Source organism: Streptomyces sp. NPDC088707, from assembly GCF_044752725.1.
Classification (GTDB): domain Bacteria; phylum Actinomycetota; class Actinomycetes; order Streptomycetales; family Streptomycetaceae; genus Streptomyces.
The window spans coordinates 17193-29319 of the sequence record NZ_JBIVLV010000014.1; the positions used below are offsets into that span (position 1 = coordinate 17193).

Sequence of the window (12127 nt, forward strand, 5' to 3'; positions counted from 1 at the left end):
GCCCCGATCCGGCCCGCGACGGCACCTTCGTACCCTGGAGAGATCTCATGGCTCCCGTCGTCACACTTCTGCACCCCGGCAGCATGGGAGCCGCCGTCGGCGCTCAACTCCGTGCGCGGGGCGTCACCGTCCTCTGGTGTCCCGAGGGACGGAGCGGCGCCACGCGCCGCCGGGCGGACGAGGCAGGCCTGGAAGGAGCACCGCTCGGGGAGGCGGTGCGCCGGTCCGACATCGTCCTGTCCCTCTGCGCACCGGGCGGTGCGGAGGAGGTCGCGGAACGCGTCATGGCCCATGGCCTCGCGGAGGGGGCTGTGTTCGTCGAGGCGAACCCCCTCGCACCCGAACGGGTGGCGGCCATCGCGGCCAGGATGAGGCCCGCGACGGTGGTGGACGGCGCCGTCGTGGGCTCCCCGCCCGTGGGCGGCAAGTCACCGCTGCTGTACCTGTCGGGTCCGAGTACGGCGGCCGGGCACGTCGCCGGACTCTTCGAGGGGACCGATGTCGAGGCCCGAGTGGTGGGTGAGGAGATCGGCCAGGCCTCCGTACTCAAGTTGATCTACTCGGCCTACCAGAAGACCTCCCGGGTGGTCGCCGCACTGGCGTACGGCGCCGCCGACGCCTACGGAGTCACGGACGAACTCCTCGACGTGGCCGGCCGGCGCACGCGCAGCTACCTCGTGGAGACCGACTACATTCCGAAGACCGCGGCCCGCGCGTGGCGATGGGCCCCCGACCTGGCGGATGCCGCCGACCTCCTGACCTCCGTGGGCCTGCCCGCCGACACCGTGCGCGCGGCGGCGGAGACCCTCGAGCGGTGGTCGCCGGAGGGCGAACGGCCGCTCGACGTCACCGAGGCACTGAGGGCTCTGAGGGACGCCGGGACCTGAGGGCGCCGATGGCGATGGCGATCGGGAGGGCGACTACCGGACCAGCTTCCGGATCACGATGCCGACCGTCAGCGTCGTGAAGACGATCCCGCCGATCGTGAAGCACACGGCCACCGCCGTCCAGTCGTACGTCTTCGCCTCCGACGGGGCTCCCACGCCGACGTTGAGCCACAGGGCACAGGCGAACACCAGCGACTTGCCCGCAGCGGACAGATCCGTCAGCCGCTGCGAGCCCAGGCCGGGCGGCGCCCCCGAAAGACGCAGGGCGACTGCGGTCGCCAGGATGCCGCACACCAGGGCGCGGGCCGGGTTCCGGGCCCGGACGCCCCAGCCGAAGACGCCCCCCAGCAGGCCGTGGCCGACCAGCCGTCGCAGCCATGGGGTCTGGGAGGCCTCACGCTGCCGGATCCGGTAGTACAGCTCGTCCGCCTCGGCCGTACGGCGCTGCCGGGCCAGCGTGGTACGAACCGCCTCCAGGGAGTTGGCCGTCACCCGGGTGAACACCCTTTCCAGGAAGCCGTTCACCTGGGAGGAGCGGCGGAACACCGCATTCCCCAGATCCACTTCCTGAACCGTCGAGTCGCCAGCGAGACGGAACCGCGCTGGTCCCGAAGGCATCGACAGCGCTTCGGTCACCACCGAATTGTCCAGGCCGACGACCAGCGGTGCGTCGTCCTCCGCCGTCACCCGGACGCGGCGCACCGTGGACGAGCGCAGGGTCAGTTCCAACGGTTCGGGAGGGGCCATGGAGCCGGCAGGAGGCGGGGGGCCGGGAGCCGTCCTTGCCGCGGCTCCCGCGGGTCGCTGCCGCGGCACCGCCGCCACGATCCGGCGCACCCCCTTGACCTCGACGACGCCCTGGACGTCGCTCTCTTCCAGACAGCCCGCCTCGCCCGGTACGACCATGCCGTTGATCCGGAGGAAGTCCCTGCAGTGCACCCCGACGCCCGTCAGCGGGGAGTCCAGGCGCACCCGCCGCAGCTCCACCGAGGTGGCGTCGATGTCCCGGAGGGTGAGCGAGGCGAGCCAGAGGTCGTCGAAGACGAGGGACTCGGTGACCCGGACGTGCTCCAGATGCACATCGGGACGCCCGCGCCGACCGGACGTGGCCTGGCTGCGCACGGCCAGCGCCGCCGTCCGCAGCCCCTTGAGCCGCACGCCCCCGCGGACGGCGGCGATCTGCATCGATTCGCCGACGCGGACGTTGGTGACCTTGAGGGGGCCGCAGGAGTGCACGTCGATCACGGACGCTGTCGATTCGGTGATCGAGATCTCGCAGTTCACCGGCGCGTTGCGGACCGTCAGCCGGCCGATCCTCGAGTTGGTGACGAGGATGGCATCCGCCGAGCAGTGGTCGAGGACCAGTTCCTCGATCACGCAGGAACGGACGGCGACGATCCCCGCCGCGTCGACGTGCACGAGTTCGAGCCGGTCGGCCGAGACCCGGTCGAGGTGCAGCGGTCCTTCGACGTCCCGCTGTCGTACGAGCAGGTCCCGGCCGTCCCCCGCGGTGGCACCCATACCCACCGCGTCCGCCAGCGCTCTGAGGTTGTTGATCACGCGATTCCCCCCCGGGACCCGTTCGCACACCATCCGCTCCGTCAATGCAGTCCGCAGCGAGGGTCAGTGGCCGTGCGACGCCTGCTCGCGGAGGAACGCGACGAGTTCCCGCCCGGACCTCGGCCGCTCTGCCCCAGCAGCGACGGCCTCCGTCACGGCCGCGGCCGTCTCTTCGGGGGACCGCAGGTCGGTGCGGAGCAGGAGGTGGAAAAGTGCCTCGTCCGGGTCGGCGGCCGCCAGGTCCTCAAGCGTCGCGTCCCAGACACCCAGGCGCTCTTCCGTGTCGCGGTCGCCGCGTCCCGCGGACCTGAGGGCGCATTCCTCGCGGGGGAGCCAGAGCAGTACCCGGAGCCATGGATCGCCCACCGAACGCAGGAAGGAGCGCAGATGCGCGAGGCTGCCCACGTGCACCACCGGGAACCCGCCCGCCGCCCTCATCTCGTCCAGATCCGCGCGGTCCACGGCGTACGTGTTGCCGTAGCGCTCCGTCTCCAGGACGATCCGTCCGGCCGCCCGCAGCGAGCCGAGTTCTTCCTCCGTGGCCATGCGGTACCCGGCGGTCCGGCCGGAGCCCACCTTCACCTTCACCAGTTGCGCGAACCGGTTGTCGAGCGCGTTCAGCGCGGCGCTGACGGTGTCCTTTCCGGCCGCGGGGGGACCGAAGAGCACCACTCCACGGGCCCCGGTCACGCCGTCACCGTTCCGAAGCGGGACACCAGATCGTGCGCGGCGCTCTCCACCTGCTCCGCCAGCGGGGTGGCGGCGGTCATGCGGTTGTCGATGAGGAGGTGATCCCGCACCGGACGCTGGTCCAGGGAGATCGTGGTCAGGTACTCGCGCCAGTTGGCCAGCTTCCAGGTGTCCCGGCGTGCGTTGCGCGCGGTGAGCCGTTCCTGCATCGACGATTCGTCACTGTCGACCCACAGGACCTCGGCGCCGGCGCCGGTCCGGTCGCAGCGACGGAGCAGCCGGGCGAGCCACTGCGCGTCCGCGACCTCCTTGAGGAACGGGGCGACCGCGATGACGGGCACCCCGTGCTCCACGTTCTCCCAGCAGGTCTTCATCAGGCAGTCGTACTCGAGCGGTCGCACCCGCTCCCCGTAAAGCGGGCTCTGCCGGTCGTCAGGGTCCCCACCGAGTGCGGTGAGAAGGGATTCCGTGAGCGGGCGCGTCAGGGTGTCCTTGTCGAGGAGTGACCAGCCGGTGGCCAGTGAGAGCAGCTTGCCCGCCTCCGACTTGCCCGATCCGGCGAATCCTGCGACCAGGACGAGCGGAACGCGCTCGGTCGTCGAGGTCGCCACATGCGTCGACAAATGATCCCCCTGGCAATGTCGGCGAGCTGCACGCACCTGTGGTGCGGCGCTCAGAATAGCCCCAACCCTCCGTCATGACACGTTTGTTGAGCGGCGTATGCGGCGCCCGGAAGCCTCAGACCAGGGGCTTCACCGACATCAGCAGGTGGTGGTGGGTCGGGTTCGGGCCGTCGGTGAGGAGGGCCCGTTGGCCCGGGCCCAGGAGGTGGAAGTGGACCTTCGGGGTGTCCAGGGCGGTCAGGGCGTCCAGGAGGTAGCCGGGGTTGAAGGCGACCGTGAGGGTGTCCGGGCCCGTGAGGGTGGCCGGGAGGCGCTGGGAGGCCACGTCGTCCTCGTAGCCCGCCTGGAGGTGGATCGACGTGGGGGTGAAGGTCAGCTGGACCGGGCTGTCGCCCTCGGCGACGACCGCGACCCGCTTCACGGCCTCGGTCAGCGGCGTCCGGTCGGTGGCGGCCAGGGCGTGGTCGCCGAGTGCGAAGAGCTTGTCGTGGCGGGGGAGACGGCCGTCCAGGAGGCGGGTGGTGGTGCGCAGGCCGTCGCTCTCGAAGCCGATCGAGCCGCTGTCCAGGGCGAGCCGGGCCGGGCCCGCGCCCGCCAGGGAGCGGGCGATCTCGGTGAGCCGCTTGGCCGGGACGACCACGTCGGCCGGTTCGCCGCCGTCCGCCTCAGGCTTCCACTCCAGGGTCCGGACCGCGTAGCGGTAGCGGTCGGTGGCCGCGAGCGTCATGGTCGTGCCGTCCAGCGCGAGCCGTATCCCGGTGAGGACCGGCAGCGAGTCGTCCCGGCCCGCCGCCACGGCCACCTGGCCGACCGCCGCGGCGAACGCGCCCCCGTCCACCAGGCCGCGGACCTCGGGCAGCGCGGGCGGGGCCGGATAGTCGTCCAGGGGCAGCAGGGAGAGGCCGAAGCGGGCGTCGCCCGAGGTGACCGAGAGGCGGGCGCCCTCCACGGAGAGCTCCGTGACGCCCCGGGGGAGCACCTTGCAGATGTCGAGCAGCCGGCGGCCCAGGACCAGGGCCCGGCCCTCGACGTCCGTGTCGGCCTCGACCTCGACCCGCGCCGAGGCCTCGTGGTCGAGTCCTGAGACCCGCAGACGGCCGTCCGCCGCCTCCAGGAGCAGACCGCCGAGGACGGGCATGGGGGAGCGGGCCGGCAGGACGCGCGCGGCCCAGGTCACGGCATCGGTCAACACGCCGCTGTCGATACGGAATTCCATGCCGCCGACGCTAGACGCCCCCACTGACAACGGCTTCGACCTGCGTGTTCGGCCGTCGTCGGTGGGGGCGGGAAGGGAATCGCTCCTCTGCTCGTTGCAGTCGGCGAACAAGTCGATGACCTTCAGGGGGAGTGGCGCGATGATCGACGGTCAGGTCCAGGTACAGGCCCAGGTCCACGGCACGGTGGAGCCCGGATTCGAGTCCGTGCGGGAGGAGTTCGCCACCGTCGTGGCGAACGAGGCGCGCGACGGCGGAGCCCAGCTCGCCGTCCATCACCACGGCCGGCTCGTCGTGGACCTCTGGGGCGGCGACGGGGTCGACGGGGACTCGCTCCTCGGCCTCTACTCCTCGTCCAAGGGCGCGATGGCCCTGGTCACCGCCCTGCTCGTCCAGGACGGCGTGCTCGATCTCGACCGGGAAGTCGCCTCCTGGTGGCCCGAGTTCGCCGCCGAGGGCAAGGAGAAGCTGACCCTGCGGGAGCTGCTCGCCCACCGGTCCGGCGTGATCGGCGCCGACGGCGGCCTCAGCCTGGAGGAACTCGCCGACGACCGGGCCGTCGCCGCACGCCTCGCGGGCCAGCGCCCCTTCTGGGAGCCCGGCACCGCCCACGGGTACCACGCCCTCGTGATCGGCGCCCTCGTCGGAGAGGTCGTCGTGCGGGCCACCGGCCGGACGGTCCAGGAGCTGTTCGAGGAGCGGATCCGCGCCCCGTACGGGCTCGACTACTACCTGGGCCTGCCCGAGGAGCTGGAACCCCGCTTCCGTACGGCCCTGCCGATGCGGCCGACACCCGCCGAGCAGGCCCTCCTCGCGGAGAACCCGATCGCCCCGGACAGCCTCATGGCCGTCGCGTTCAACTTCCACGCGGACCCGCCGTTCGACATCGTCGGATACGCCAACTCCCGGACCGTACGGGCTCAGGCGCCGATGTCCGGCGGCGGCGTCGGCTCCGCGCGCGGCCTGTCCCGGATGTACGCGGCGGTCGCAGGCGAGCTCGACGGCCGTGCCCCGCTCCTGAAGCCGGACACCCTGGCCGAGGTCTCCCGGGTCCACTCCTCGGGCCAGGACCTGGTGACCGGCTCGACGAACGCCTTCGGCCTCGGCTTCGTCCCGCTGGCCACCCGCCACCCGGTGCTCAGCCCGGTCGCCGTCGGCCACAGCGGCGCCCCCGGCTCCCAGGCCTTCGCCGACCCGGCCACCGGCCTCGCCTACAGCTACGCCCGCCGCCGCTTCGGCTTCGCCGCAGGCCCCGGCGCCGTCGAGAACGACCGCCTGATCCCGGCGGTGGTCGCGGCGGCCACGCGCCGGAACGGGATCGCCGGCACGGCCGAAGGAGCCGTTTGACGAGAAGGGCCGGCGCATCGAGAGGATGACGGTGCGCTCTCGCCGCCGCGTTCCGGGAGGTCGAGAAGGCCGGCGGCCGGGGCGGGACGCGGGTACCCCACAGGATGCTGGAACCCTACGGGCGCCCAACCCCACGGCCGCCTCACCCCGCAGGGCGCCGAACCCCGCCCGACACCGAGCGGTGCGCAACGCCGAGCGCCCGCCTTCCGCTGCTGCGGAGGGCGGGCGCGCTCGTGTGACGTCGGGTCGGGCCGGGTAGGGATCAGCGGGATCGGCTCAGGCCCAGTCCGGCTCGGACCTCAGGCCTCGGGCCTCATGCCGCGGGTCTCGGACCTCGGGCCTCATGCCGCAAGATCAGGCGGCGTTCTTGATCGCGGAGATGTCGAAGTTCAGCTTGACCTTGTCGCTGACCATCACGCCACCGGTCTCCAGGGCCGCGTTCCAGGTCAGGCCCCAGTCGGAGCGCAGGATCTCGGCGGATCCCTCGAAGCCGACGCGCTCGTTGCCGTACACGTCCGTCGCGGAGCCGTTGAACTCCAGGTCGATCGCGAGCGGCTTCGTGACGTCCTTGATGGTCAGGTCGCCGGTGATCCGGTACTTGTCGCCGCCCAGCTGCTGGGCGTGCAGGGAGCGGAACGTCATGAGCGGGAACTGCTCGGCGTCGAAGAAGTCGCCGCTGCGCAGGTGGCCGTCGCGGTCGGCGATGCCCGTGTCGATCGAGGCGATCTTGACGTCGATCGAGGCGGTGGAGGCGTCCGGGTTCGCGCCGTCCAGCTTCAGGACGCCCTCGTGCTCGGCGAAGGTGCCGCGGACGTTGGTGACCATGGCGTGACGGACGGTGAAACCGATGCTGCTGTGCGCCGGGTCGATGGCGTAGTCGCCGGTCAGAGCGGTCAGGGCCGGGTCCACGGGGAGGGTGGCGACGGCGACGGCGGACTCGGTGCTCTTGCGGTTGAAGATACCCATGACTGACAGCTCCTTGATCGGGATGTGCGATGACCGGTTCTTGTTGAACCTTCAACGAGAATGACTGTAGACGCATTCCGTTCAACTTTCAACATCTCTGGAAGATGTTCACCCGAACGGCGCCACAAGGGCACGGACGCCCTCTGGCGGACGCGCGTAGAACTGCGGCACCATCTCCCTGCGCGCAGCGCGCCAGAGCACCACCTGCACCACCGTCCCCACCGCCACGGTCACCAGCAGGAGGCAACCCCATGAAGCTCCGCTCCGTCCTCACCGCCCTCGCCCTCGTCCTCGGCGCGCTCTTCGCGCCGGGTGTCGGCGTCCTCACCGCCGCGGGCGAGGCCCACGCCGTCACGAAGATCAGCCACGCCACCGCGACCTCGATGTTCCGGTCCTCCGGGATCACCTGGTCCTCGTCCGGCGGCTGCTCCAACCGCAACGTCGCCACCTGCACGTCCTTCGACCAGCTCAACCTGGCCACCGCCCAGGGCGCCCAGACCCTGAGGAGCGCCAGCGGCTGCGCCCTCAACATCACCGGCGGCACCGAGACCGGCCACGCGAGCGGCACGTACTCCCACTGGAACGGCTACAAGCTCGACTTCGGCAAGGCCACCTGCGTCACCAACTACGTGAAGAACACGTTCACGTACATCGGCGTACGCGGTGACGGCGCCCCGCAGTGGAAGTCCGGCGCGGGCAACGTCTACGCCGACGAGGGCAACCACTGGGACGTGACCTTCTACAACTGCGGCGGCTGCTGACCGGCGGTTCCGGTCCGAAAGAGCCCTCTTCGGCGGTCACTTGGACTAACCGAAGGGGGTTCTTGGACTGGAGGGGCCCACGCGCCGCGATCTCGTTGACGGTGCCGCCGGGGCGGGGCCAACTAGAGCGCATGTCCCTCCCCCCTTCGCGAAGAATCCGTGCGGCCTGTGCGCTCGCCGTCGCTTCCTCCGCCGTGTTCGCCCTGGCCGGGCCCGCCCTGGCCGAGGGAGCCACGGCCGGGGGCGCGGCAGCCGTCCCGGCGTCCGCCGACGAGGCGGCAGCCGGCACCGCGGCCACCGACGGCCCCGTCATCGCCTCCCGCCGGCTCTCCGTGGCCGTCGCCGAGGACTTCCCCCGCGTCCTCTCGTACACCGACCGCGCGAGCGGCGCCCGGCTCCTCGGCAGTACGGCCGCGGTCACGCAGATCGTCCTCAACGGCACCGCCCGTACCGTCCGGGCCAAGGCCGCCCCCGTCCTGACCGGGTCCTCCGCCTCGTACACCCTCGCCTTCCCCGACCTGCCCGGCGTCGAGATCGACGCGCGGCTGAGCGTCGACGGGCGGGCCACCACGTTCCGGGTGACCGCCGTCCGCGACACCGAGGGCTTCCGGGTCGGCACCCTCGACATACCGGGCCACGACCTGGTCTCCGTCGGTTCCTCGGACGCCGGCGCCGCGACCGCCTTCACCCGGCTCGACCCGGACTCCACCCGTACCGCCGACGTCTTCGCCCAGGTCACCGACGCGACCGCCGCCGAGACCACCCCGGTGGGCGCGAGCTACGCGATCGTCAGCACCGGGCGGCTCGCCGCGGCCGTCGAGTCCAACTCCAGCTACGACAAGCCCACCGGGGCCTCCGCCCGCGACGGCGCCCGCTTCTGGCACCAGGCCCGCAAGCAGGCCACCGCCACCGGCACCGAGACCCGCGTCGGCGTGTGGTCCGGCCAGTGGACCTACCGCGGCGAGGGCGCCCCGCAGCCCGCGAGCGGCGACGGCCTGCCCTGGGCCAAGGTCGTCGTCACCCCCGACGCCAACGCCGACGGCACCACCGACTGGCAGGACGGCGCCGTCGCCTTCCGGACGATCGGGATCCGGGCGCCGGGCAGCGAGGACACCCCCGACCGGGTCGTCGCCCACATCCCGTTCAACTTCGCCTCGCAGGCCACCCACCCCTTCCTGCGCACCCTCGACGACGTCAAGCGGATCTCGCTCTCCACCGACGGGCTCGGCCAGTTCGCGCTGCTCAAGGGGTACGGCTCCGAGGGCCACGACTCCGCCCACCCGGACTACGGCGGCAACTACAACAAGCGGGCCGGCGGCCTCGCCGACCTCAACGTCCTCCTCAAGGAGGGCCGGAAGTGGGGCGCGGACTTCGGCGTCCACGTCAACGCCACCGAGTCGTACCCCGAGGCGAAGAACTTCAGCGAGACCCTCGTCGACAGGACGAAGCCCGGCTGGAACTGGCTCAACCAGAGCTACTACATCGACCAGCGGCGCGACATCAACAGCGGTGACCTCGCCCGCCGCTTCAAGCAGCTGCGCGACGAGACCGACCGCAACCTCTCCACCCTCTACATCGACGTCTACTACACCCACGGCTGGATCGCCGACGAGACGATGAGGGCCGTCCAGGCTCAGGGCTGGAACGTCGCCACCGAGTGGTCCGAGAAGTTCGAGCGGGCCTCCCTCTGGTCCCACTGGGCCAACGACCTCGACTACGGCGGCGCCACCAACAAGGGCCTCAACTCGCAGATCGTCCGCTTCATCCGCAACGGCGAGAAGGACGTCTGGAACAACCACCCGGTCCTCGGCCAGACCGCCCTCGTCGACTTCGAGGGCTGGACCGGCGAGACCGACTGGAACGACTTCACGGCCAACATCTGGCAGCGGAACCTCCCCGCCAAGTACCTCCAGCAGCAGCGGATCACCCGCTGGAACGGCAACGACGTCACCTTCACCGGCGGGGTCCGCGGCACCGTCGAGGACGGCCGCCGCACCTTCTACCAGGACGGCCGCAAGGTCCTCGACGGCGAGAACTACCTGCTGCCCTGGTCCGACGGGAAGGACGGCGGAACGAAGCTCTACCACTACAACAAGACCGGCGGCACGACCAGTTGGTCCGTCCCGGCCGGCACCCGCTCGTACACGGTGTACAAGCTCACCGACAACGGGCGCGTGAGGACCGCCACCGTGCGGCCCGTCGACGGGAGGATCACCCTCGACGCCGTCGCCGGACAGCCCTACGTCCTCCACCCCGACCGCGCCCCCGCGCAGCCCGACCCGAAGTGGGGCCAGGGCACCCCGGTGAAGGACCCCGGCTTCAACGACGCGAAGCTCGGCTCCTGGACCAGGACCGGCACCGTCGCCCGGGACACCGACGAGCAGGGCCGCAACAGCGCGAAGCTCTCCGGCACCGCCGCCGCCTCGGTCGGCCAGCGGATCACCGGCCTCACCCCGGGCCGGCGGTACACCGCCTCCGCCCTGATCGAGGTCCAGTCCGGCGCCACCCGGCCCACCACCCTCTCCGCGGGTGGACAGTCCGTCACCGTCGAACGGTCCTCGCTCCAGGACCGGGTCGCCGCCTCCGACTGGAACGGCACCCGCTTCCAGCGCGCCAAGGTCACCTTCACCGCCCCGCGCCACGGCAGCACCGCCCTGAGCGTCCGGGCCGCGAGCGGCAGCGCCGCCACCGTCCGGATCGACGACGTCCGGATCGTCGCCAACGACCCCGCCACCAGGGCCGGGACCGTGGTGTACGAGGACTTCGAGGCCGTCGACCAGGGCTGGGGCCCCTTCCTCAAGGGCGACGCGGGCGGGACGACCGACCCGCGCACCCACATCGCCCAGCTGCACGCCCCCTACACCCAGGCCGGCTGGAACGGGAAGCTGATCGACGACGTCATCGGCGGCGCCGAGTCCCTCAAGTCCCACGACGAGAACAGCGGACTCGTCTACCGGACCGCGCCCTGGACCGTCCCCATGAAGGACGGCCGCACCTACCGCGTCGAGTACGACTACCGGTCGAGCCACGCGGGCGCGTACGAGTGGATCACCGGCTACGACCGGACGAACGGGACCTCCGTGGAGACCCGCCGCACCCCGATCGGACAGCAGAGGGACAGCGGGCACTTCTCCGAGACGGTCACCGCCGGCTGCGGCGACACCTGGACCGGACTGCGCAAGCGCGGGGACGCCCCCGACGGCGCCGACTTCGTCCTCGACGCCTTCACCGTCACCGACCTCGGCCCGGCCGCCGAGCGCGCCGCCTGCGGCACGCTCGCCGTCACCGCGCCCGAGACCCTGGAACCCGGCCGCCCGAACCAGGTCACGGCCACCTTCGGCAACGACGAGGCCACCGAGGTCTCCGGCGCCCGGGCCGAGCTCACCCTGCCGGCGGGCTGGACGGCCGAACCGGCCGCGCCCGTCACCCTGGGCACGGTCGCGCCGGGCGGGAAGGCCACCGCCACCTGGCAGGTGACGCCCCCGGTGGACGCGGCCTACCGGCCGTACACCCTGGACGCCTCCGTCACGTACGCCCTCGGGGGAGGGGAGCGGAAGCTCACCGCCGCCACCACCGTCCGTACGCTGCCCCCGCCGCCCACCGCCGACAGCTGGGCCAGCGACCTCGACTGGACCTCGGCCACCAACGGCTGGGGCCCCGTCGAGCGCGACCTCTCCAACGGTGAGACCGGCACCGGCGACGGCTCCCCGTTGCGGATCGGGGGAGTGACGTACGCCAAGGGCCTGGGCAGCCACGCGCCCGCGAAGGTCCGCTACTACCTGGGCGGCCGCTGCACCTCCCTCACGGCCGAGGTCGGGGTGGACGACGTCCAGACCAGCCGGGGCTCCGTCCAGTTCAGCGTCCTCGCCGACGGCGCCGAGCGGGTGAAGTCCCCGGTCCTCAGGGCCGCCGACACCGCCTGGCCGCTCACCGCCGACGTGACCGGCGTCACCTGGGTCGATCTGGTGGTCTCCGACAGCGGCGACGGCAACGGGAACGACCACGCCGACTGGGGCGGCGCCCGCTTCCACTGCGGAGGCTGACCGCGGGGCGAGCCACAGGGGGCCCGCGACCCTTCC

Annotated in this window: 9 protein-coding genes; 4 read left to right on the forward strand and 5 right to left on the reverse strand. The window is 72.0% G+C overall.

Annotation, left to right across the window (positions count from 1 at the left end):
• Positions 1–47 precede the first annotated feature (47 nt).
• Positions 48–887 (forward strand): DUF1932 domain-containing protein, encoded by an 840-nt coding sequence (locus ACIP84_RS33190; RefSeq protein WP_401803036.1) that lies wholly within the window; start codon positions 48–50, stop codon positions 885–887.
• A 33-nt stretch (positions 888–920) separates the two neighbouring features.
• Here the strand turns inward: ACIP84_RS33190 and ACIP84_RS33195 are convergent, their stop codons facing one another.
• From ACIP84_RS33195 to dnaN, 4 genes are all read right to left on the reverse strand, one after another.
• Positions 921–2447: a hypothetical protein gene (locus ACIP84_RS33195; protein WP_401803039.1), complete on the reverse strand. Its 1527-nt coding sequence runs from the start codon at positions 2445–2447 to the stop codon at positions 921–923.
• Between the two features lie 63 nt (positions 2448–2510).
• A complete protein-coding gene (locus tag ACIP84_RS33200) occupies positions 2511–3137 on the reverse strand; it encodes a guanylate kinase (RefSeq protein ID WP_401803041.1) in 627 nt (208 codons plus the stop codon).
• Entirely contained in the window at positions 3134–3760 is a 627-nt protein-coding gene (locus ACIP84_RS33205; protein WP_401803043.1) for an AAA family ATPase, read from the reverse strand. Before ACIP84_RS33205 ends, ACIP84_RS33200 begins: the two co-directional genes overlap by 4 nt.
• 115 nt (positions 3761–3875) lie before the next feature.
• Positions 3876–4976 (reverse strand): DNA polymerase III subunit beta, encoded by a 1101-nt coding sequence (gene dnaN, locus ACIP84_RS33210; protein WP_401803045.1) that lies wholly within the window; start codon positions 4974–4976, stop codon positions 3876–3878.
• Between the two features lie 139 nt (positions 4977–5115).
• Here dnaN and ACIP84_RS33215 point away from each other — a divergent pair, with 139 nt between their 5' ends.
• Positions 5116–6321: a serine hydrolase domain-containing protein gene (locus ACIP84_RS33215; RefSeq protein ID WP_401803047.1), complete on the forward strand. Its 1206-nt coding sequence runs from the start codon at positions 5116–5118 to the stop codon at positions 6319–6321.
• 354 nt (positions 6322–6675) lie between these two features.
• Here the strand turns inward: ACIP84_RS33215 and ACIP84_RS33220 are convergent, their stop codons facing one another.
• Complete coding sequence (locus ACIP84_RS33220; RefSeq protein ID WP_401803049.1) at positions 6676–7287, reverse strand: YceI family protein; 612 nt, start codon at positions 7285–7287, stop codon at positions 6676–6678.
• 251 nt (positions 7288–7538) lie between these two features.
• On the opposite strand from ACIP84_RS33220, the gene ACIP84_RS33225 reads away from it, so the two are divergent.
• Both ACIP84_RS33225 and ACIP84_RS33230 read left to right on the forward strand, forming a co-directional pair.
• Positions 7539–8048 (forward strand): hypothetical protein, encoded by a 510-nt coding sequence (locus ACIP84_RS33225; RefSeq protein ID WP_187623079.1) that lies wholly within the window; start codon positions 7539–7541, stop codon positions 8046–8048.
• 131 nt (positions 8049–8179) lie between these two features.
• Positions 8180–12091 carry an endo-alpha-N-acetylgalactosaminidase family protein gene (locus tag ACIP84_RS33230; RefSeq protein ID WP_401803052.1) on the forward strand — a complete coding sequence of 1304 codons (3912 nt, stop codon included), beginning with the start codon at positions 8180–8182 and terminating at the stop codon, positions 12089–12091.
• Positions 12092–12127 lie beyond the last annotated feature (36 nt).